The following is a 21,796-nucleotide window of genomic DNA, read 5'->3' as shown; positions in this document are numbered from 1 at the left end:
GTGCTCCTCCGCAAACGTCTCGCGCATACCGCGCTCGTCCTCATCCTGACGGCGCCGCTGCCACTCCACGCGCAGGACGCACACCATCCCGGCCCTCAAGGGGAGGCCAAGCCAGCGCCTCGCGGGCCGGAGGGCCGGCGCCTTCCTCCGGATTCGACCACGCGCCAGAGCGTGACGCTCCCCGACGGCCGGACCCTCGACTTCACCGCCACGGCCGGCAGCCTGCCGCTCGTCGACGAGGCCGGTAAGCTTCAGGCCGAGGTGGCCTACGTCGCCTACACGATGGCCCCGGAGGCCGGGCGCCAGCGGCCCGTCACCTTCGCGGTCAACGGCGGCCCCGGAGCGGCGTCCGCCTACCTGAATATCGGGGCGATCGGGCCGTGGCGCCTGCCCACCGGCGGCGCCAGCATCAGCCCATCGCAACCGGTGGCGCTGACGCCCAACGACGGCACCTGGCTCGACTTCACCGACCTCGTCTTCATCGATCCGGTGGGCACCGGCTACAGCCGGGCCGCGGACGGCAACGGCAAGAGTTACTGGAGCATCGACAGCGACGCCGCCACGCTCGCGGCCGTCATCGCCCGCTACCTGCGGGTCAACGACCGCATGGCGAGCCCGAAGTTCTTCGTCGGCGAGAGCTACGGTGGCTTCCGCGGGCCGCTGATCACCGAGAAGCTGCAGGAGGATATCGGTGTCGGCCTGTCCGGGCTGGTGCTGCTGTCGCCGGTGCTGGATTTCGGCTGGCTCGAGACGCCGCGGGCCAATCCCTGGGGCTACGTACTGAAGCTGCCGTCCCTGGCGGCCGGCGCCCTCGAACGGGCCGGCACGGCGCCGAGCCCGGCTTTGCTCGGCGATGCCGAGGCCTACGCCGTGGGCCCCTATCTCGCCGACCTGCTCAAGGGCCCCGGCGACAAGGCCGCCGTTGCGCGCATGACCGACAAGGTCGCGGCCTTCACCGGGTTCGACGCAGCCTTCGTGAAAGCGCAGGCGGCGCGCCTGTCCACCCGCAGCGTTCAGCGCGAGTTCGACCGGGCGGAGCAGCGCGTCACCAGCGCCTACGACACCGGCATCACGGGCTGGGACCCGAACCCGGACGCCGCACAATCGGGCTTCGAGGATCCCCAGCTCACCGCGCTCCAGGCGCCGCTGACCAGCGCGATGCTCGACCTCTACGCGCGCACGTTGAAGTGGCCGGTGCCGAATATGCGCTACGAGTTGCTGAACAACGCCGTGAACCGCGGTTGGACCTGGGGCTCGGGCCGGCAGGCCCCGGAGGCGCTATCGAACCTGAAGGGCGTGCTGGCGCTGGACGGCCGGCTCAGGGTGATGGTCGCCCACGGCTTCACCGATCTCGTAACGCCCTACTACGCCTCGAAGCTCCTGCTCGCGCAGGTGCCGGCCTACGGCGCCGGGCGGATCAGCCTCGCGGTCTACCCCGGCGGCCACATGTTCTACTCGCGGGACGATTCCCGGGCCGCGTTCAAGCGGGACGTCGAGCGCCTGTACCGGGATGCCGTACAGGTGCGCGGGGCGACCGCAGATCCCGTCGAGCACCGTGAGGACAAGCCCTGATCCTCAGGCGGCGTCGTCGAAGGCCAGCGCCTCGGCCGGGTACTCGATCATCATCCGGCGCTGCGCGTCGGTGTTCTGCCACGCGCCGACCTTGATATAGCGCTCCTCCAAGTCCCGGACCTCGATGACCCGGTCGATCGACGGAATACCCCGGAAGATCTGCGGCCAGTTGGACGCGAAGTAGAAGACCTGCTCGACCCGCTCGGACAGGTGGCAGATCGCCGGGCCGAAGGTCCCCAGGCCGAACACGAGGTAGCGGCCGTTCACCAAGGCCGTGACGTCGGCGATCAGCGACTCGCTCTGAGTCTCCACCGGCAATCCGAGACCCTGCGCATAGGCCTCGACCGCGGCGATCACCGGGTTCAGCCGGTTCTCGAAAACCAGCTTGATCGAGCGGATGCGGCCCTCGCCGAGCAGCCGGTCGATCACCATGCGGTAGAACGCGAAGGGCGGCTGGGGATAATGCGGGTCGACCCAGGTGCTGAAGATGTCGCCCGAGCGGATGTGGATCAGGAGCTGGTCGTCGGGCTTGGGCGGGACCGTCGCCGGCAGGCCGTTGAACAGGGGGCGGATCATCCCCTGGATGATCGCCCGTGAATCCGGCGGCGCGTCGAGGCTCACCTGCCGCTGGAACTGCATCGGATCGAAGAACAGGCCGGACAGGAAGTACCCGTCGGTCGGCAGCGGCTCGTCCGGAGGCAGGAAGGTGATGCCGTCACAAGTCAGCCGCTCGGTCAGGAAGATGACTTTGCTGCGGTCGAACTTCGGAACCGCCACGTATTTCAGGTTCAGCGCCTTCGCGACCGACAGGGCGATGATGTACTGGATCAAGCAGTTGCCGAAGGCGCCGTTCTGGAACACCGCCACGCCCACGAGGGCGCCGCTCGTGCGACCCGGATTGCTCTCCAGGGTATAGGCGGTGAAGGCGTTGGCGCCGGGCTTCTCGTTCAGGAGCGTCACGTCGAGGCCCAGCATGGCCCGCAGGGCGATCAGGTCGAACGCCGCCTCCTCGCACATGACCCGGACCGTGACGTTCGGCATCGAGGCCGGCATCGCGACGCGGACGGAACGCGTCCAGGCGCGCTCGTCGGCCTCAATGACGACCGTGCCGGCCTCCGACTCGACCGGACGGGACGCGATGCCCGGTGCGGACCAGGTCACGCCGTCCTGCGAGAACAGGATGGCGCCCTCCGCGACCGAACCGCCCTCCCCGCACGGGATCCCGACAACGGACCGGACCGGGAAGCGGCCGCCGAGGTCGAGGTCCAGCCAGGTCCTATCCGCCTCGACGACCCGCTGCGGGGCGCGGCCGGCCGCAAGATCGACGAGGGCGGATGTCGGGGCGTCTTCCGGGGCCATCGTGTCTCCGAGGCGGGCTGGACCAAATGCGCCGAGGTCGGGGCCGGAGGGCGCGCCCGGCGGTGCCCGTATCGAACCCGACGCGTCAAGCCCATGGGCGCACCGCGAGGGCGCCCGACTAGTTCATTCGCCCGTCTTGGTCTTGAGCAGCAGGATCTCGATATCGCGCTGCGGGACGAAGTCCCTCATCACCGTCTCATAGGTCGTCGGGCCGGTCTTCTTCACGTTGGCCCCGCAGAACGAGATCAGGGTCGTAGGATCCCCCTTGTCCACGACCAACTTGAACTGGCCGATCGGGCCGGCCCAGTTGCCGCCGGAGCTGATCACGTGGGAGAGGGACCGTTCGTAGGCCCGGAATGCCCGGCTGCCGTCGGCGCTCGACCGCCGGTACAGGGCCTGGGCCACCCGCTCGAAGGTCGGGTCCGTGCAATATCGGGTCGCGTAGTGCGCCTTCTGCGCCGGGTCGAGGTTCGGCCCGCCGTAGGACAGGCTCGCGAGACCGCCGAGGCTCGGGACGTAGCTCTGGCGCACCGCGATCTCGCGCCCGGCGGGAAAGACCTGCCGTCGCCAGAATTTCGACTTCAGTGTCCAGAGCGGGGCATCCGCGATCGTCCCGTCCTTGTGCTCCTGCCGCTCCAGGATGCCGGCCGCGATCAGGTCGCGCCGCTGGCGCTCGCCGAGGCGGCGCAGGGCCGCTTCCGTCGCCGTGATGGTTGGCACGAGCGGGATCCCCAGCGCCTTGAGCCGAGCGGTGATCTCCACGGGCGGTGTATCGCTCCGCATCAGGAACGCCCGCTGCTCGACCTGCGATTCGACGGGCTCGCCATCGACCGCGGACTGGAACTTCAGGAAGTTGTCGTGCGCCGGATCGGGGAGCGAAACCAGCATCTCGGAGTCGCCGGTAATGTCGGGCATTGGGAACGCGATCGTGGTCTCGATGTCGGAATCGGTCAGGTTGCGGAACCGATAGTCGATCTGCACGGCCTGCTCGGAGAGGTACAGATCCTCGGCCGCGAGGGCGATCGTGTCGGCCTTTTCCAGGACGAGCCCCCCGGCGATGAGCGCGGCGGTGCTGTCGTCGGACCGGACCGGAAGGGACGTGGCCGCCAGGACGACGAGGGCCAGCGACAAGGTACGCATCGACATCAACGCTCAAGGGTTCGAGAATCGGACATGGGCCGGAATCGTCCACGCCGGCCGTTACACGGCGCCGGTGCCGCGGGCCAAGCGCCGACGGCGGTCGCGGCGCGTCGAAGTCCGCCCCCCAATGCGTTTCGACACTCACGGCCACCGCCCGACCCGCATATCCGTGCCGTACCCCAAGAGTCCGAAACGATTCCGCCGGGCCTCCGTTGTGCGAGAGCTGTCATGCGTCTACAACGATGGCGTGACGGTGCCCCGGAGACGGGGTGAAAAGGGAATGCGGTGAGGGGTACGAACCTCGAAACCGCGGCTGCCCCCGCAACTGTGAGCGGCGAGCGTCTGCCAGTAGGCCACCGGAGCGATCCGGGAAGGCGGCAGGCGCGCCGAGCCGCGAGCCAGGAGACCTGCCGTCACGATGAGATCCCGCAATGCCGCCGGTGGGGCGGCTGGAGACATGTTGATGACCACCTCGACCCTCGCCCCCATCGCCACCGGCACCCGCGCCGGAGAGCGTCCGGTTGCCGTCGCGCTCGCGGCCTTCCTGGGCCTCGGCCTCTTGTTCATGGCGGGCTTCTCGCCGGCGATCGCGCTGCACAACGCCGCGCACGATTTCCGGCATACCCAGAACTTCCCCTGCCACTGACGCCCCTGGCGCAGGGATGATCATCCGGCTTCTGTCGGCGGCCCTGGCCGCCGGCTTCCTCGCGGCCGTCGTCGTGACCGGCCTCGAGTTGACGCTGACGTCGCCGCTGATCGTGGCGGCCGAGCGCTATGAGACCAAGCAGACGCACCAGGCCGAGCGCAGGCTCCCGATCATGTCGGCTCAGGTCGTGCTGGCTCATGCGGGGCACGATCATGGCACACCGGACGCCGCACCCGAGTGGCAGCCCGGCGAGGGGTTGCCCCGGATGGCCTTCACCGCTCTGGCGACGCTCGTGGGCGGGGTCGGCTACGCCCTCCTGCTCGGTGCGGTGATCTTGGCCTGCGGCCGTGAGCCGACGCGGCAGGTCGGTGTCGCGTTCGCGATCGCGGGCTTCGCCAGCGTCGCTCTGGCCCCGGGCCTGGGATTGCCGCCGGAATTGCCGGGCAGCGAGGCGGCACCGCTCGCCGCCCGTCAGGCCTGGTGGGTGATGACCGCCGCCGCCACCGGGATGGGCCTGTACCTGATCACGGTCCGGCGCTCGCTGATCGCGATCCTGGGCGGCCTCGTGCTGATCGTGGCGCCGCACGTCGCCGGTGCGCCGCAGGCTGCGGAGGTGTCCTCGGAGCTTCCCGCGGCACTTGCGGCGCAGTTCGCGGCACGCTCGCTGGCGATCAGCTTCGTGTTCTGGATGCTGATCGGCCTCGGCTTCGGCTGGGCCTGGCAGGCTTTCGGCCGTGGAAACGCACGCGGGACGGTGCATGCCTGAGGCCGTCATGCCTGAGACCGTCCTTTACGTTTGTACGACCTGCCGCCGCCCGGGCGACGATCCGGACGGGCCCCGGGCCGGCGCGCGCCTGCTCGAGGCCCTGCGCGCGCGCAACACGTCCGGGCAGCTGCGGATCGAGGGGGTCGAGTGCCTGTCGGTGTGCAAGCGGCCCTGTTCCGTGGCGGTCGCGTCCGAGACCCGCTGGACCTACGTCTACGGCGATATGGACCCGTCCGAGTCGGCGGCGACCATCCTGGACGGGCTGGCCGCCTACGCGGCGACGCCGGACGGCATCGTGCCCTGGCGGGAGCGCCCTGCCGCATTCAAGACCGGCGTGATCGCCCGCATCCCGCCCTTTCCCGATCCCCGCCCGCTTCCGGCCGGCACCTTGGAGGCTGCGGAATGACCATCGTGACCAAGATCCCCTGCACCATCGTCACCGGCTTCCTGGGGGCCGGCAAGACGACGCTGGTCCGCCACGTCATCGAGAACGCCAAGGGCCGCCGCCTGGCGATCCTGGTCAACGAGTTCGGTGATGTCGGCTTCGACAAGTCGTTCCTGGTCGCCTGCGGCGTCGAGGGCTGCACCGAGGACTCCATCGTGGAGCTGCCGAACGGCTGCATCTGCTGCACGGTCGCCGACGACTTCGTTCCGGCGCTCGAGAGCCTGCTCGGTCGCGCCGAGCCGCCGGAGCACATCCTGATCGAGACCTCCGGCCTCGCCCTGCCGAAGCCGCTGGTCCAGGCGTTCCAGTGGCCGGCCATCCGCTCGCGGGTCACCGTCGACGGCGTCGTCGCCGTGGTGGACGGGCCGGCCGTGGCCGCGGGCGCCTTCGCGGAGGATCCCGAGGCCCTGGCCGCCCAGCGCGCCGCCGACACGGCGGTCGACCACGACAACCCGCTGGAGGAGGTGTTCGAGGACCAGCTCCTCTGTGCCGACCTCGTCGTGCTCAACAAGTCCGACCTGCTCGACGCCGAGACCCGCGCCCGGGTTCGCGCCGAGGTCGAGGCTCACCTGCCCCGCGCCGTGAAGGTGGTGGAGACCGAGAACGGCGCCATCGACCCGCTGGTGCTGCTCGGGCTCGGCGCCGCGGCCGAGGACGACCTCGACGCCCGCCCCTCGCATCACGGCGACGGCGAGGACCACGACCACGACGACTTCGAGACCGTAGCCCTGCCGATCCGCCCGGCCGTCACGGCCGGCAACCTCGCGGCCCGCGTCGAGAAGGCTGCCGAGGCCGCGGGTGTGCTGCGGATCAAGGGCTTCGCCGAGGTCGAGGGCAAGGCCATGCGCCTCGTGGTGCAGGGCGTCGGCCGGCGCGTGGCCCACCATTTCGACCGGCCCTGGCGGGCGGGCGAGAACCGGGACGGTCGCCTGGTGGTGATCGGCCTGAAGGGCTTCGACCAGGGCGCCGTCGCCGCGGCGCTCGCGGGATGATCGCGATCGCGCGCGCTCCCTCGCTGAGACGCTGCGCGCGCGCCCGATCTGGCGGGGCCTAGGAAGCGCGCCATGCATCTCGTCCGCATCGATACGGTCTCCCTCGACGAGGGCGAGGCGGCGGTGGATCTCGGGCAGGAGCCGGGCGACCTCGTCGTGCTCTCGTTCACCGACAGCGACCTCGCGGGCATCGGGCAGGCCCATGCCAGCGAGCCCGGGCTGCCGAGCCTGCGGCTCGCAAAGCTCGCCAAGCTCCGGCACCCGATGTCGGTGGATCTCTACGTCGAGCGCGTGGTCGCCCGCGCGAAGCTCGTCGTGATCCGCTGCCTCGGCGGGTTGGATTACTGGCGCTACGGCATCGAGCGCTGTGCCGCCGCGGCGCGGGCGCACGGTGTCGTGCTGGCGGTGCTGCCGGGCGACGACCGGCCGGACCCGCGCCTTGCCGGCTTCTCCACCGACCCGGATCTGGCCGAACAGCTCGACCGCTATTTTCGCGCCGGCGGCCCGGAGAACCTGCGGCGGATGCTGGGCCTCCTGGCCGTCCGGTTCGGCGCGGGAGGCACGGTCGAGCCGCCTCAGCCGCTGCCGCGGGGGTTTCCCTGGTGCCCGGGCTGTGGCGCGCTGCCCCTGGGTGTCGCCGTCGCGGCGGCCGAGACGGCGGTGCCGCTGGCCGACATGCGGGCAACCAAGGCGCCCTTGGCCCTGCTCCTGGTCTACCGCTCCGCGGTGCTGGGCGGCGACACCGCGCCGTTCGTTACCCTGGTCGCGGCCCTGCGCGCCCGCGGGATCGGCGTCTTGCCGATGGCGGTGTCGAGCCTGAAGGAGCCGGAGGCGGCCCGGGCGGTGGCCGAGGCCGTGCGCGCCCGCAAACCGGATCTGGTGATCGCCGCCACCGCCTTCTCGGCGCGGGAGGACGGGATCGATTTCGTCCTCGACGGCGCCGATTGCCCGGTGCTTCAGGCCTACACGGTCGGCTCGCCCCAGGCGGCCTGGGAAGCCTCGGCGCGCGGCCTCGGGGCTGCGGACCTCGCGATGCAGGTCGCCCTGCCGGAATTCGATGGCCGACTCTCCGGCTTTCCGATCTCGTTCAAGGAAGAGGCCGCCGAGGTCGCCGGCTTCGCCGAGCGCCGGGCGGTTCCGTATCCGGCCGGCATCGAAGCCTTGGCCGAACGGGCGGCGGGTTGGCTGCGTCTCGCCGCCCTCCCCCGGGCCGAGCGGCGGGTGGCCGTCGTCCTGTCCGATTATCCCGCCCGTGGCGGCCGGGCCGGCTTCGCGGTCGGCCTAGACACGCCCGAAAGCGCCCGCGCGATTTTCTCTGATCTTGCCGGGTCGGGTTACGCGACCGGTTTGCCGCCCGAGCCGGCTGCACTGATGCAGGCGCTCACCGAGGGCGAGGCGGGCTTCGCGGTACCGCTGGGGTATTATGTCGCTTGGCTCGCCGGATTGCCGGCGGCGCAGCGTGAAGCGCTGACGGCTGCCTGGGGCGAGCCAGCGGACGACCCGACGTGCCGCGGTGGTCTTTTCCGGTTCCGGATGGTCACGGCGGATGCGGCGGCCCCTCCGCTCACCGCAGCCGACCGGATACGCGCGCGGCCGATCGCATTGCCGGTCCCCTCTCCCGTGCGGGAGGGGGAGCACGTCGCATGTTTCGCGGGCCGGGGTGCAGACACCGACGCCTTTGGGATGGCGGGCGGACACATCGCGCTCTTCCTCCAACCCGACCGCGGCCGCGACCCGGATCGGAAGACCGGCTACCACGATCCGGAGCGCGTCCCGACCCACGCCTACTTGGCGTTCCACCTCGGGCTCCGGCAGCGTTTCGACGCGCTGGTGCAGCTCGGAACCCATGGCACCACCGAGTGGCTGCCAGGCAAGGCGGTGGCGCTCTCGCCGGATTGCTTCCCAGCGCTCTGCGTCGGCGGATTGCCGGTCATCTACCCGTTCATCGTCGACGATCCGGGCGAGGCCGCGCCGCTCAAGCGCCGGTTGGGCGGGATCGCCCTCGGCCATCTCACCCCCGATACCGAGGTGCACGCCCTCTCGCCGGAGGCCGCGCGCCTGCGCGAGCTGGTGGAGGAGTATTCCGCCGCCAGCGTGCTCGATCCGCGCCGGGCCGGACTGATCGCCACCGCGATCCTTGAGGATGCGGACGCCGCGGGGCTTCTGTCGGGCGCCGGGATCGGGCCGGACACGCCCATGGACGAGGCGCTCACCCGCCTCGACGCCCATCTCTGCGATCTTGGCGAGACGACGTTCCGCGACGGGCTTCACGTCTTCGGGCGCGCCCCGGCCGATGCACGGGAGACGGTCCTGGCGAGCGCCGCCGGCGAGCGGGCGGGCCTTCTGGCGGCCCTGGACGGCCGCTTCGTGCCCCCGGGCCCCGCGGGCTCGCCGTCCCGCGGCCGTGCCGACGTGCTGCCCACCGGGCGCAACCTCGCGACCCTCGACCCGCGGGCGATCCCGAGCCGCGCCGCAGCGCTGCTGGGCGAGAAGGCCGCCGCCTCCGTGGTGACGCGCTACCTCCAGGACGAGGGCGAGTACCCGGCCCGGATCGTCATGGATCTCTGGGCGTCGCCGACCCTGCGCACCGGAGGCGAGGACGTCGCCCACGCCCTGGCGCTGATGGGCGTCCGGCCGGTCTGGGACCATGCCAGCACACGGGTCACCGGCTTCGAGGTGCTGCCGCTGGCGATGCTCGACCGGCCGCGCATCGACGTGACGGTCCGCGTCTCGGGCGCGTTCCGCGACACCTTCCCGGATACGCTGGCGCTGCTCGATCGCGCCGCCCGTGCGGTGGCCGAACGGGACGAGGAGGATTGTGAGAATCCCCTGGCCGCCGCGCGCCGCCGTGGTGAGACGACCGCCCGGGTCTACGGTGCGGCACCGGGTCGCTACGGCGCCGGCACGGCCGCCACCGCCCTCGACGGCGCCTGGGACGTCCGGGCCGATCTCGGACGGGCTTACCTCGCGGCCAGCAGCCACGCCTACGGCGACCGCGAGGGGCCGGACGCGGAGTTCGGCGCCCGGATCGCGGCGGCGGACGCCTATCTGCACGCCTTCGACGTGGCCGAGCGCGACCTGTTCGACGGCGATGCCGCGGTGGACGCCATGGGCGGGTTCGCGGCCGCCGCCACGCTCCAGGGCGCCAGCCCCACCTTGTACAGCCTCGACGTCTCTGTTCCCGACCGCCCAAAGGCCCGCACCGCCCGGGAGGATGCAGCCCGGCTGATCGGTGGCCGCCTGGCAGACGCCCGCTGGATCGCGGGCCAGCTCCGCCACGGTTACCGCGGCGCGCAGGAATTGGCCCAGGGCCTCGACGCCGTGTTCGTGCTGGCCGCAGCGAGCGACGCCGTGACCGATGCCGGCTTCGACCGCCTCTACGCGGCCTGGATTGCCGATGCCGATGTCTTCGACCGCCTGCGTGCCGCCAACCCAGCCGCGACCCGGGCGATCCTGGAGCGGTTCGACGAGGCCCGCGACCGTGGCCTGTGGCACAGCCGGCGCAACGCGCTGCCGGCCGACGCGCTGATGCCGGAGGCCGCCGAATGAGCGCCTCCACCCATCGCAGGGTTCTGCCCCAGGCGCCCGCGCGCCGGGGCTGGTGCCCGGGGCTCAGCCGCCCGATGCCCACCGGCGACGGCCTGCTCGCCCGGGTGCATCCGCCGCTCGGGATCCTGACCCTGGCGCAAGCACACGCTGTAGCCGACGGCGCGCGTCGCTTCGGCAATGGCCATCTCGACCTCACCGCCCGCGCCAACCTCCAGATCCGCGGCGTGTCCGAGGCGACGCGCACGCCGCTCGCCCGGCTGCTGGAAACCGCCGGCCTCGGCGACGCGCGCAGCGATGGCGGTCCGCAGCGGCTGACGCTCACCAGCCCGCTCGCCGGCCGCGATCCCGCGGAAACGCTCGATGTGCCGGCCCTTGCGCGTGCCGTGGAGGCGGCGGGACTCGCGGTGGCGGGGTTGCCGGCCAAGACGCTGGTGGTGGTCGAAGGGCGCCTGGGTGCGGAGGTGCCTGAGGGCGATGTCCGTGTGTTCCCCTATGCCGCCGGCGATGTCGGGATTGCAGTCGCCATGGAGCACGGTCTTCACGATCTCGTCGCCTGTACCCGAGAGGAGGCACCGGCGGCGGTCGCAGCGCTGCTGAACGCCTTCGCCCGGACCGGCCGGCGGCGGATGCGCGATCTGTCGCCCGATGAGTTTGGCGCGGTGGAGAATGCCGTTCGGCTCGCGATGCAGGTGCAAGTCCCCCCTCCCATGCGGGAGAGTGGGTGCGGTAGAGTCTCTCCGCAGGGAGCGCCTTTCTCGCCGCTGACAGGCGTCACATCTTTGGCGCCGGGCCAATCAATGCTCGCCGTGGATGCGCCGTTCGGTCGCTGCACAGCCGCTGCCCTCGACCACCTCGTGGACCTTGCCGCTCGCCTCGGTGCCGGGGAGATCCGCTTGTCCCCGGCTCGCGGCTTCGTGTTGCTGCCGCGTCAGGATCCGTCCGCCGCCGATCTCACCGCTCTGGCCCGAACCTTCATCATCGCCTCCGATGATCCGCGGCGCAGCGTCGCCGCCTGTACGGGCGCGCCGGCCTGCGCCTCCGGATCGACGCCGACGCTCGTGGATGCCGCGCTTCTCGCGACGATATTCGCGCCACTCGGCCTGGAGGGGCGCGTGGCCCACGTCTCCGGCTGTGCCAAGGGCTGCGCCCGGCCGGGCCCGGCCGACCTGACCCTGGTCGGCCGGGATGGGCTCTACGGCGCCGTCATCGGCGGCTCGCCGGGCGATGAGCCGGCGATGCACCTCCCTATCGAGGCGGTGATGGAGCGGTTAGGAAGGGCCAAGACAGTCGGGCTCGCCGCCGCCTTCGCGCCGGAGAACACCGTGACGGAATTTGGGAGGTACGAGAGACCGGCATGAGCGCGAGCCAGAACGCCCTGCGCCAGGCAGGTTCGGAGCCGGAGGCGGCCTCCCGGTACGACTATATCCGTGACGGTGCGGCGATCTACGCCCGCTCCTTCGCGATGATCCGGGCCGAGGCCGACCTCGCGCGCTGGTCGGGTGCGGCCGAGCGCGTCGTCGTCCGGATGATCCATGCCTGCGGCATGACCGACCTCCCGGTAGACGTGGAGATGTCGGATGGGTTCGCCGAGGCGGGGGTCGCGGCGCTCCAGGCCGGCGCCCCGATCCTGTGCGATGTCCGGATGGTCGCCGACGGCGTCACCCGGACACGGCTGCCCGCCAAGAACGCGGTGATCTGCACGCTGGGCGATCCGCGCGTGCCGGACCTCGCCAAGAGCCTGGGCACCACCCGCTCGGCCGCCGCCATGGAACTGTGGCGGGAGCACCTGCCGGGCAGCATCGTCGCGGTCGGCAACGCCCCCACCGCCCTGTTCCGCCTGCTCGAACTGCTCGACGCCGGCGTGCCGCCCCCGGCCGCCGTGATCGGCATCCCGGTGGGCTTCGTCGGCGCGGCCGAATCGAAGGATGCCCTGGCCCGGGACGGCCGGGTGCCGTTCGTGGTCGTCCACGGCCGGCGCGGCGGCAGCGCGATGACCGCGGCGGCGGTCAACGCGCTCGCCAGCGAGGTCGAGTGATGGACGGGTTCGAGCGCGTCGAAGCCCCCGTCGAGGAGATCCCCGCGATCGCCGTGACCGGCACCCTCTACGGGGTCGGCATGGGCCCGGGCGACCCGGAACTGCTCACCGTGAAGGCGCAGCGCATCCTGATGCGCGCACAGGTGCTGGTGCATTTCTGCAAGCGTGGCCGGCGTGGCAACGCCCGTACCATCGCGGACGCGATCCTGCGCGACCCCGCCCGCGAGATGCCCCTCGCCTACCCCTACACCACCGAGATCCACCCGGAGCACCCGGATTACGTGGCGGCGTTGGCCGCCTTCTACGACGACGCAGCCGGCCAGCTCGCCGACCATCTCGGCGCCGGGCGCGACGTCGCGATCCTTTCGGAGGGCGACCCGTTCTTCTACGGTTCGTTCATGCACCTGTGGCGGCGCCTCAAGGACCGCTTCCCCGTGGAGGTGGTGCCGGGCGTCACCGGCATGTCGGGCTGCTGGACTCGGGCCGGCACGCCGATCACCTGGGGCGACGACATCCTCACGGTCCTGCCGGCCACGCTGCCGCTGGACGCGCTCACCGAGCGCCTGCGCGGCACCGACGCCGCCGTATTGATGAAGCTCGGCCGGCACTTGCCGAAGGTGCGGGCTGCGCTCACCGCCGCAGGGCTGCTGAACCGGGCCGTCTATGTCGAGCGCGGCACCATGGCGGGCGAGCGCGTGGTGATGCTCGCCGACAAGGCCGACGACGAGGCGCCCTACTTCTCGATGGTCCTCCTGCCCGGCGAGGGGCGTCGGCCGTGAGCGGCAGCGTCACGGTGGTCGGCCTCGGCCCCGGGGATCCCGGGTTGCTGACCGAGTCCGCCCGCCGGGCCCTCGACGCCGCGCAGGATCTGATCGGCTACTTTCCCTACGTGGCGCGCGTGCCCGAGCGCCCGGACCTCATCCGTCACGCCAGCGACAACCGCGTCGAAGTGGACCGCGCCCGCCACGCCCTGCAGCTCGCCGCCTCCGGGAGGCGGGTGGCGGTGGTGTCCGGCGGCGATCCGGGCGTTTTTGCCATGGCCTCGGCCGTGTTCGAGGCGGTGGAGCACGGCGAGCCCGGATGGCGCGACCTGACCATCACGGTCGAGCCGGGGATCACCGCGATGCTGGCCGCCGCCGCCCGGCTTGGCGCGCCGCTGGGCGGCGATTTCTGCGCCCTGTCGCTTTCGGATAACCTGAAGCCCTGGCCGGTGGTGACCGCCCGGCTCGACGCGGTGCTGCGCGCCGACTTCGTGATCGCGCTCTACAACCCGATCTCGGCCGCCCGGCCCTGGCAGCTCGGCGCCGCCTTCGATCTCGCCGCCGGGATCCGGGCGCCCGAGACGCCGGTGATGTTCGCCCGCGCGATCAGCCGGCCGGACGAGGCGATCCGGGTCTCGACGCTGGCCGAAGCGCATGCCGTACCGGCCGACATGGCCACGATGGTGATCCTCGGCGCCTCCACCACGCGGCTGATCCCACGGTCCGGCGGCGTGCCGTTCGTCTACACGTCGCGCAAGGTCGCGGGCCCGGCATGAATGCCGGTCTCGAGCCAGCGCAGAGCGCCCGCGGCGTCGGGGACGCTCGGCACGTCCGGCTTCTCCGGCCGGCGCACCATCACCACCGGGATCGCGAGGCTGCGCGCCGCCGCGATCTTGCCGTAGGTCGCCGCACCGCCGGAATTCTTGCTGACCAGGATCTCGGTGCCGGTGGCACGCATCAGCGCGGCCTCGGCCGTCGCGTCGAACGGGCCCCGCGCCTCGATGGCCGTGAGGTCCGGCACGGGCAGAGCCGACCCGAGCGGCTCGACGCTCCGGGCCAGATAACTGTGCTGCGGCGCCACCGCGAAGGCGCCGGCCTCCTGACGGCCGATCGTCAGGAACACGCGCCGGGGCGCCGGCCCGAGGGCCGCGACCGCCTGTTCCATGGTCGCCACCTCGGTCCAAAGGTCGCCCGCCTCGCGGCGCCAGCCCGGCCGGCGGATCGCCAGCAGCGGCACCCCTGCGGCCTCCGCGGCGGCGGCGGCGTTGGCCGAGATGGTCGCCGCGAACGGGTGCGTCGCGTCGATCAGGCGATCGATAGCCCCCGCGCGCAGATAATCGGCGAGGCCCACGGCGCCACCGAACCCGCCGATCCGGGTCGGCACCGGCTCGGCCTTCGGGGCCGCGGTCCGGCCGGCCAGCGACAGCGTTACGGCGTACGCGTTCCGGTCGGCCAGCGCCCGGGCCAAGGCGCTCGCCTCGCCGGTGCCGCCGAGGATCAGGATTCGCATCGCACCGCGGTTCATGGGGGTCTTGTCCATGAGCGCTGATGCCCTGTCGAGCCACCGCTGGCTATCGATCGTCGGCATCGGCGAGGATGGACGCTCGGGCCTCGCGCCGGCGGCTGCCGCGGCGCTCGATGCCGCGCAGGTCGTGTATGGCGGGCGGCGCCACCTCGCCCTGGCCGCCCCCCTCGACGCCGAGACCCGGACCTGGCCGAGCCCGATCCACGACGCCTATCCGGAGATCCTGGCCCGGCGTGGACGGCCGACCTGCATCCTCGCGACCGGCGACCCGTTCCACTACGGCATCGGCGCCGAGATTGCCCAGCTGGTGCCACCCACCGAAATCCGCGCCTTCCCGCAGCCCTCCGCCTTCAGTCTCGCCTGCGCGCGGCTCGGCTGGCCGCTGGCCGAATGTGGTCTCGTCACCCTGCACGGGCGGGCTCTGGCGCGGATAGTGCCCCACATCCAGCCAGGGGCCCGGCTCCTGGTCTTGTCCTGGGACGGCACCACACCGTCGGCGCTGGCGGGGCTGCTCACCGAGCGCGGCTTCGGCGCCTCGACCATGACGGTGCTGGAGGCGATGGGCGGCCCGCGCGAGCGGGTCCGCGAGGGCCGGGCCGATGGCTTCGACCTCGGTACGATCGACCCGCTCAACACCGTGGCCATCGCGGTGGCAGGCGCAGGACAGGCCCTACCGCTGGCGCCCGGCCTCGACGACGGGCTGTTCGAGAATGACGGGCAGCTGACCAAGGCCGAGATCCGCGCCCTGACGCTGGCGGCTCTGCAGCCGCATCCGGGCCAGCATCTCTGGGATGTCGGGGCCGGGGCGGGATCCATCGCGATCGAGTGGATGCTGCGCCATCCGAGCCTGCGCGCCACCGCCATCGAGGCTCGGCCGGACCGGGCCGAGCGGATCCTCCGGAATGCTCAGGCCCTCGGGGTTCCGGACCTGTCGGTGGTCACAGGCGCAGCCCCGGCAGCCCTAGCCCGTTTAGCCGCCCCGGACGCGGTCTTTATCGGCGGCGGCGTTTCCGAGGCGGGGGTTCTGGCGGATACGCTCGGTTCCCTCCGGCCGGGCGGGCGCTGCGTGGCCAACGCGGTCACGATCCAGGGCGAGGCGGCGCTGCTCGCGGCCTTCGCCCAACATGGCGGAAGCCTGCGGCGCTTCGCGGTCGATCGGGCGAGCCCGGTGGGGGGGATGCACGGCTGGCGTCCCGCGATGCCGGTGACCCAATGGGCCTGGACCAAGCCATGACCGACCCGCTCGTAGCCGGGATCGGGTTCCGGCGCGGCACCGGCGCCGACGAGATCGCCGCCCTCATCGCCCGCGCCCTCGGTGCCGTCGGTGCCGCCCGGACCGATCTGACGGCCATCGCCACGGCGTCAGACAGGGCCGCGGAACCGTCTATCTGCGCGGCGGCGGCGGCGTTCGGTCTTTCGCCCTGGCCGGTCGAACCGGCAGCCCTGGAAGCCTGCGACCCAAAAGTCGTCACGCGCTCGGCCCGGATCGAGCGCCTGCGCGGCGTCGGCTCGCTGGCCGAGGCGGCCGCCCTGGCGGCGGCGGGTTCCGAGAGCCGCCTCGCCCTTCCCCGCATCGCCAGCGCCGGCGCAACCTGCGCCCTCGCGATCCCGCACCAGACCGCTCGGCACCCATGACCGTCCACTTCATCGGCGCCGGACCCGGCGCTGCCGACCTGATCACGGTGCGCGGGCGCGACCGCATCGCCGCCTGCCCGGTCTGCCTCTACGCCGGATCGCTGGTGGCGCCCGAGATTTTGGGCTGGTGCCCGCCGGGCGCCCGCATCGTCGACACCGCACCCCTCGATCTCGACGCGATCATGGCTGAGATCGAGACCGCGAATGCGGGCGGGCACGACGTGGCGCGGCTGCATTCGGGCGATCTGTCGATCTGGAGCGCGCTCGCCGAGCAGATGCGCCGGCTCGACCGGCTCGGCATCGCCTACACGGTGACGCCGGGCGTCCCGGCCTTCGCGGCCGCCGCCGCGATGCTGCGCCGGGAGCTGACGGTGCCGGGCGTATCGCAATCCGTCGTGCTGACCCGCACCTCGGGCCGGGCGAGCGCGATGCCGGAGCGCGAGACGCTTGCCGCCTTCGCGGCGACCGGGGCGACGCTGGCGGTGCATCTCTCGATCCATGTGATCGAGAAGGTCGCGGCCGAGCTGATCCCATTCTACGGCGCGTCCTGCCCGGCGGCGGTGGTGTTCCGCGCCTCGTGGCCGGATGAGCGGGCGCTGACCGGCGACCTCGCCGGGCTCCCCGCCCTCGTGGCGGGGGCCGGTCTCGAACGCACCGCCCTGATCCTCGTCGGGCCGGCGCTCGGCGCAGCCGACTTCCGGGAAAGCGCGCTCTACGCCCCCGATTACGACCGGCGCTACAGGCCGGGCGGGACCGTGGGGGGCGCGGTATGAGCGCCCCCGGCCTGCTGGTGGCCGCCCCGCGCTCGAGCTCGGGCAAGACCATCGTCACCCTCGCGCTGATGCGCGCGCTGACCCGGCGGGGCCTGCGTGTCCGCGGTGCCAAATGCGGTCCGGACTACATCGATCCCGCCTTCCACCGGGCGGCGACCGGCCAGCCGAGCTTCAACCTCGACAGCTTCGCCATGGCGCCCGGGCTCCTCGACGCGCTGGCGGGCGAGACGGCCGCGCGGGCCGATATCGTGGTCGCCGAGGGCTCCATGGGCCTGTTCGACGGGGTCCGGGCCGCGGAGAACCGGACCGGGGCGAACGCCGACATCGCGGCCCGCTTCGGCTGGCCGGTGGTACTGGTGATCGACGTGTCCGGCGCGGCGCAATCGGCCGCCGCCGTGGCGCTCGGCTGCACGCTCTACGACCCGCGAATCCGTATAGCCGGGGTGATCCTCAACAAGGTTGCGAGCGCCCGCCACCGCCGGCTCGTGGAGGCCGGTCTTGAGCGCGTCGGTCTCCCGGTGCTCGGCGCCCTGATGCGCGATACCGAGCTGGTCCTGCCCGAGCGGCACCTCGGCCTCGTCCAGGCGGGCGAGACGGCCGACCTGGAGGCGCGGCTCGACCGGCTCGCCGACCTGGCCGAGGTGGGCATCGACCTCGACGCCGTCATCGCCTGCGCCGGCGGCAGCGCCCCGTCGTCGGTGGGCGTGTTGCCGCGACCGCCCGGGCAACGGATCGCGGTGGCCCGGGACGCGGCGTTCAGCTTCCTTTACCCGCATCTCGAAGCCGGATGGCAGCTGGCCGGGGCCGAGATCGTCCCGTTCTCACCCCTCGCCGACGAAGCGCCGCCGGAAGCGTGCGACGCCTGCTGGCTGCCCGGCGGGTATCCGGAATTGCATGCCGGGCAACTCGCTGCCGCGACCCGCTTCCTCGACGGCCTGCGCGCCTTCGCGGCGACACGGCCGGTCCACGGGGAGTGCGGCGGCTACATGGTCCTGGGTCGGACGCTCGAGGATGCGGATGGCAACACCCACGCCATGGCGGGGCTGCTGCCGGTCGCCACCTCGTACCGCAAGCGCAAGCTGCATCTCGGCTATCGTGTCGCCCGCCTCAGCAGCGACGGTCCGCTGGGCCACCGCGGCGCCCGGATCGTGGGCCACGAGTTCCACTATGCCAGCGAGCTGTCACCCTCCGCCGCGGAGGCGGACGCCCTTGCTCGCGTCACCGATGCGGAAGGCACGGATCAAGGCTTGGCCGGGCACCGGGTGGGCCTGGTGGGCGGAAGCTTCTTCCACCTCATCGCGGCCGAGGAGCTCTAAGAGGCACTCAGCGTGCGGGATCGTCGCGGCCGAAACGCGATCGATTTGATTGCCTGATGTGTACGGGACCGCCCCGGTCGAAACCGTTCAGACCGGATCGGCTGCGGGCGGTACGGTGCGGGCCTGCGCCAGCCGCGCGGCGCTCCGGACCAGCGCCAGGACGTCCCGGCGCATCTGCTCGTCCTCGATCAGCGCGTAGGCGCGCAGCAACTCGATCGCCCCGTGGGCGCTGAGGAAGCCGAACACGTCCTCCTGGGCGTTCTCGCGGGGCTCGCTCTCCTCGAAGAAGGCCGACACCGGCACCTCGAGCAGGCGCGCGATCTCGCGCAGCCGGCCCGCACCGACCCGGTTCTGGCCCTTCTCGTATTTCTGAACCTGCTGGAACGTGACGCCGACGGCGTTGCCGAGCGCGGTCTGGCTGAGGCCGCGGGCCTTCCGCAGCGCGGTGATGCGAATACCGACCAGACGATCGACGTCGGTGGTCTGCTTCGGCATGATCTGACTGGTCACGTCCTTGTCCGCGCTTTGAACAGCGTCCCCTTGCGGATCCGGTGTTCTCGCCTCGCCATCGCGCCGCTTCACCGTCCGACCCTCAATCTCATAACGCGCCTATACCTAACGTGCGGTGCCGCACGCTAGAGCAGCAACCGAATGCATTGCAAACGGTACCGGCTCTAAGCCCTTATTGTCACTTGCTCCCGTGCGCCGAACAAATTTTCGCGTCGATTGCGAGCGGTATAGCAATCGGATGACACCCCGACTGCGACACAATATGGACCGTCCCGCAATTGGACACGAAGTTGTTAAGCTCCGCAAGTCTAAGCATACATCTTGTGGTTTAACCTGGCGTATCTTCGAAACATTGTTGCTGAAATGTCGATCGGATAAGTCTGCGCAGAGCTTCGCGCGCGCCCCGTCGCCGCAGCAGGGCTCGCCCGGACCGGCTTCAGGGCCTAAATTCAGCCTCTCAACGGAGAACAGCATGTTTATCGCGATGAATCGCTTCAAGGTCGTTAAGGATGCGACCGAGGACTTCGAGGCCGTCTGGCTCGGGCGCGACAGCCATCTCGGCGAGATGGATGGCTTCGTCGAATTCCACCTGTTGCGTGGGCCGGAGCAGGAGGATCATGTCCTCTACGCCTCCCACACCGTCTGGCGCTCGCGCGCCGAATTCGAGGCCTGGACGCGCTCCGAGCAGTTCCGCAAGGCGCACAGCCGGGCCCCTTCGACCAAGCCGCTGTATCTCGGACACCCGCAATTCGAGGGCTTCGAGATGGTGCAGACCGTCGGCGGCGCCGAGACCGCGAAGCAGGCCGCCACCGCCTGACGTTGCAGATACTGCCTTCATGACCCGCCGCCGGACCGAAATGTGGTCTGGCGGCGTGACGACGTAAGGTTGGGCGACCCCGTCGACGGCCGCGCGCAGGAACCGCGCCGCCCCTGTGTCCGGGATACCGCGAGACTCGGCCAAGCTTCTTGGTCCGCCAGAATTCAACCCTTCAGCAACGTCCCGGCATTACCACGCAACTGCTGGTATCAAGCCGTCGAACGGTCACGCACTGCATGTCTCCGTATTCTGGTGACTCAGCATTTACCATGTATTGCCGACCGGCAGACGTTCGCTTACATGGGCGGCCACCCCGAAGCAGCCGGACTACCGGATTTCGCGGCTCACCCCTTGCTCCGTCATCGGCAGATGCCGGCGCTGAAATCTTTCGTGTTTCAGACCGGTACAAAGTCCGATCAAACCGGGACGCGGCGGGCAACATGTTTCACGAGCGGGTTCCGGAGACGTTCCAGCCCCTTCCGACTTCGGCCGAACGCCGTCGCAGCGTGTGGTCGGCGCTCCTGCCGCGCCGCGGTCGGGCGTTCGCGCGAATCGTGATGTCGTCGTCGCTGGCCGCGGCCGAGATCGCGGCGATCGTCGCCGTCATCCTGGCCGTCGAGTTCGGCTACCAGCTCGCCTTCGAGGGCGACAGCGTGTGGGTGACCGCCTTCCGGGGCCTGCGCCTGGCCGCGCTGCTCAGCGCGATCATCGTCTCTTCGAACATCCTGCGCGAGGATTACAGCCTCGACGGCATCATGGCGCAGAAGCTGAACGTCCAGCGCATAGCCTCGCTCTGGCTGGTCGCCTGGGCGGCGGTACTTGTGGTCGGCTTCCTCACCAAGACGACCAACGATTACTCGCGCATCGTCTCGATCACGGCGTTCCTGCTCGGCCTGCCGGCTCTCCTCCTGACCCGCACCGTGGCGACCCGCCTGGTGCGCCGGAGCCTGACGGCGGGATCGGCCTCGGCCAGCCGCGTCCACCTTGTGGGGTACGAGGAAGACATCGCCCGGTTCTACGCCAGCCACGAGGCCGAGCAGCTCGGGTCCCGGATCGTCGGCACCAGTTACCTGCGCCGGGTCGATCCGGGCGCCGACACCGTGTCGCGGCACGATCAGCTCCAGGAGGATCTCGACCTCGCCGTGTCGGTGGTCCGGTTCCTGCGCCCGGACGACGTGTTCGTGCTGGTGCCGTGGACCGACACAGCCGAGGTCGAGCGCTGCATCGACGCGTTCCTGCGGGTACCGTCGGCCCTGCACCTGCGGCCCGGCAGCGTCCTCGACCGGTTCCCCGACATGCAGGTCGCCCGGGTCGGCGGCGTCTCCGGCATCAATATCGGACGCCGGCCGCTCAACGTGACCGAGATCCTGCTTAAGCGCGCCCTCGACCTCACGGTGGCGGCGATCGCCCTGGTGTCGCTGTCGCCGCTGCTCGCGGCCATCGCCGTGGCGATCAAGCTCGACAGCCCGGGTCCGGTCTTCTTCCGCCAGAAGCGCTACGGCTTCAACCAGCAGCCCTTCGGCGTGTTCAAGTTCCGGTCGATGAGAGCGGACGCCAACGCGGTGTTCAAGCAGGCGACCCGCAACGACAGCCGCATCACGCAGGTCGGCGCGATCCTGCGGCGGACCAATCTCGACGAGCTGCCGCAGCTCCTGAACGTCCTCAAGGGTGAGATGTCGCTGGTCGGCCCGCGCCCCCACGCCCTGGCGCATGACCGCAGCTTCGAGCGGCGGATCGCGCTCTACGCCCGGCGGCACAACGTGCGCCCCGGCATCACCGGCTGGGCCCAGGTCAACGGCTATCGCGGCGAGACCCTGACCGACCTCGACATGGAACGTCGCGTCGCCTGCGACCTGCACTACATCGACAACTGGTCGATCTGGTTCGATCTCCAGATCATGGTCCAGACCATCGTCTCGCGGCGGGCCTACAAGAACGCGCGCTGAACGACCCGG

The 21,796-nt window shown here is 71.2% G+C and carries 20 protein-coding genes and 1 riboswitch; of the genes, 16 read left to right on the top strand and 4 right to left on the bottom strand.

Features of this window, described 5'->3' with window-relative positions:
- On the top strand, positions 1-1,572 hold the full coding sequence (locus ACYQPG_RS09805; protein WP_461232445.1) for a S10 family peptidase: 1,572 nt from the start codon (positions 1-3) through the stop codon (positions 1,570-1,572).
- 3 nt (positions 1,573-1,575) lie between these two features.
- Here ACYQPG_RS09805 and ACYQPG_RS09800 read toward each other — a convergent pair whose 3' ends face one another.
- Positions 1,576-2,931 (bottom strand): coagulation factor 5 8 type domain-containing protein, encoded by a 1,356-nt coding sequence (locus ACYQPG_RS09800; protein ID WP_461230817.1) that lies wholly within the window; start codon positions 2,929-2,931, stop codon positions 1,576-1,578.
- A gap of 123 nt (positions 2,932-3,054) precedes the next feature.
- Positions 3,055-4,077, bottom strand: coding sequence for a DUF4424 domain-containing protein (locus tag ACYQPG_RS09795; RefSeq protein WP_461230816.1), 1,023 nt, complete (start codon positions 4,075-4,077; stop codon positions 3,055-3,057).
- 228 nt (positions 4,078-4,305) lie between these two features.
- Positions 4,306-4,500, top strand: a riboswitch (cobalamin riboswitch).
- A gap of 34 nt (positions 4,501-4,534) precedes the next feature.
- On the opposite strand from ACYQPG_RS09795, the gene ACYQPG_RS09790 reads away from it, so the two are divergent.
- The 9 genes from ACYQPG_RS09790 (at position 4,535) to cobJ (ending at position 14,041) form a co-directional block, all read left to right on the top strand.
- The gene (locus tag ACYQPG_RS09790; RefSeq protein ID WP_147938655.1) at positions 4,535-4,717 is read left to right on the top strand and encodes a CbtB domain-containing protein; all 183 of its coding nucleotides are present in this window, start codon (positions 4,535-4,537) and stop codon (positions 4,715-4,717) included.
- Between the two features lie 16 nt (positions 4,718-4,733).
- Positions 4,734-5,483, top strand: coding sequence for a CbtA family protein (locus ACYQPG_RS09785; protein ID WP_419829317.1), 750 nt, complete (start codon positions 4,734-4,736; stop codon positions 5,481-5,483).
- 7 nt (positions 5,484-5,490) lie between these two features.
- Entirely contained in the window at positions 5,491-5,889 is a 399-nt protein-coding gene (locus ACYQPG_RS09780) for a DUF1636 family protein (RefSeq protein WP_461230815.1), read from the top strand.
- Positions 5,886-6,920 (top strand): cobalamin biosynthesis protein CobW, encoded by a 1,035-nt coding sequence (gene cobW / locus ACYQPG_RS09775; RefSeq protein WP_461230814.1) that lies wholly within the window; start codon positions 5,886-5,888, stop codon positions 6,918-6,920. The genes ACYQPG_RS09780 and cobW overlap by 4 nt, the downstream gene beginning before the upstream one ends.
- A gap of 72 nt (positions 6,921-6,992) precedes the next feature.
- Positions 6,993-10,469: a cobaltochelatase subunit CobN gene (gene cobN / locus ACYQPG_RS09770; RefSeq protein WP_461230813.1), complete on the top strand. Its 3,477-nt coding sequence runs from the start codon at positions 6,993-6,995 to the stop codon at positions 10,467-10,469.
- Complete coding sequence (gene cobG / locus ACYQPG_RS09765) at positions 10,466-11,827, top strand: precorrin-3B synthase (protein ID WP_461230812.1); 1,362 nt, start codon at positions 10,466-10,468, stop codon at positions 11,825-11,827. Before cobN ends, cobG begins: the two co-directional genes overlap by 4 nt.
- Positions 11,824-12,504 (top strand): precorrin-8X methylmutase, encoded by a 681-nt coding sequence (locus ACYQPG_RS09760; RefSeq protein WP_147905849.1) that lies wholly within the window; start codon positions 11,824-11,826, stop codon positions 12,502-12,504. The genes cobG and ACYQPG_RS09760 overlap by 4 nt, the downstream gene beginning before the upstream one ends.
- Entirely contained in the window at positions 12,504-13,283 is a 780-nt protein-coding gene (locus ACYQPG_RS09755; RefSeq protein WP_461230811.1) for a precorrin-2 C(20)-methyltransferase, read from the top strand. The genes ACYQPG_RS09760 and ACYQPG_RS09755 overlap by 1 nt, the downstream gene beginning before the upstream one ends.
- The gene (gene cobJ / locus ACYQPG_RS09750) at positions 13,280-14,041 is read left to right on the top strand and encodes a precorrin-3B C(17)-methyltransferase (protein WP_147905851.1); all 762 of its coding nucleotides are present in this window, start codon (positions 13,280-13,282) and stop codon (positions 14,039-14,041) included. Before ACYQPG_RS09755 ends, cobJ begins: the two co-directional genes overlap by 4 nt.
- Here cobJ and ACYQPG_RS09745 read toward each other — a convergent pair.
- Complete coding sequence (locus ACYQPG_RS09745) at positions 14,008-14,805, bottom strand: cobalt-precorrin-6A reductase (RefSeq protein WP_419829311.1); 798 nt, start codon at positions 14,803-14,805, stop codon at positions 14,008-14,010. The two genes, cobJ and ACYQPG_RS09745, sit on opposite strands and share 34 nt — an antisense overlap.
- Between ACYQPG_RS09745 and cbiE the strand changes: the two genes are divergently transcribed.
- From cbiE to ACYQPG_RS09725, 4 genes are read left to right on the top strand one after another with little or no spacing between them, the layout of a single operon-like run.
- Positions 14,804-16,024 (top strand): precorrin-6y C5,15-methyltransferase (decarboxylating) subunit CbiE, encoded by a 1,221-nt coding sequence (gene cbiE, locus ACYQPG_RS09740; RefSeq protein WP_147938662.1) that lies wholly within the window; start codon positions 14,804-14,806, stop codon positions 16,022-16,024. The two genes, ACYQPG_RS09745 and cbiE, sit on opposite strands and share 2 nt — an antisense overlap.
- Positions 16,021-16,425 carry a cobalamin biosynthesis protein gene (locus ACYQPG_RS09735; RefSeq protein ID WP_246692203.1) on the top strand — a complete coding sequence of 135 codons (405 nt, stop codon included), beginning with the start codon at positions 16,021-16,023 and terminating at the stop codon, positions 16,423-16,425. The genes cbiE and ACYQPG_RS09735 overlap by 4 nt, the downstream gene beginning before the upstream one ends.
- Positions 16,422-17,198, top strand: a complete 777-nt coding sequence (gene cobM, locus ACYQPG_RS09730) for a precorrin-4 C(11)-methyltransferase (protein ID WP_461230810.1) — start codon at positions 16,422-16,424, stop codon at positions 17,196-17,198. The genes ACYQPG_RS09735 and cobM overlap by 4 nt, the downstream gene beginning before the upstream one ends.
- Positions 17,195-18,514: a cobyrinate a,c-diamide synthase gene (locus tag ACYQPG_RS09725; RefSeq protein WP_461230809.1), complete on the top strand. Its 1,320-nt coding sequence runs from the start codon at positions 17,195-17,197 to the stop codon at positions 18,512-18,514. The genes cobM and ACYQPG_RS09725 overlap by 4 nt, the downstream gene beginning before the upstream one ends.
- 87 nt (positions 18,515-18,601) lie before the next feature.
- Here the strand turns inward: ACYQPG_RS09725 and ACYQPG_RS09720 are convergent, their stop codons facing one another.
- A complete protein-coding gene (locus ACYQPG_RS09720) occupies positions 18,602-19,012 on the bottom strand; it encodes a helix-turn-helix domain-containing protein (RefSeq protein WP_419830010.1) in 411 nt (136 codons plus the stop codon).
- A 484-nt stretch (positions 19,013-19,496) separates the two neighbouring features.
- Between ACYQPG_RS09720 and ACYQPG_RS09715 the strand changes: the two genes are divergently transcribed.
- Both ACYQPG_RS09715 and ACYQPG_RS09710 read left to right on the top strand, forming a co-directional pair.
- Positions 19,497-19,841: an antibiotic biosynthesis monooxygenase family protein gene (locus tag ACYQPG_RS09715; RefSeq protein ID WP_147905856.1), complete on the top strand. Its 345-nt coding sequence runs from the start codon at positions 19,497-19,499 to the stop codon at positions 19,839-19,841.
- Between the two features lie 440 nt (positions 19,842-20,281).
- Positions 20,282-21,787: an undecaprenyl-phosphate glucose phosphotransferase gene (locus ACYQPG_RS09710; RefSeq protein WP_461230808.1), complete on the top strand. Its 1,506-nt coding sequence runs from the start codon at positions 20,282-20,284 to the stop codon at positions 21,785-21,787.
- Positions 21,788-21,796 lie beyond the last annotated feature (9 nt).

Source organism: Methylobacterium sp. CM6246, from assembly GCF_054818005.1.
The sequence above is the reverse complement of the archived record's forward strand: the minus strand, read 5'-3'. Positions and strand labels throughout refer to the sequence as shown.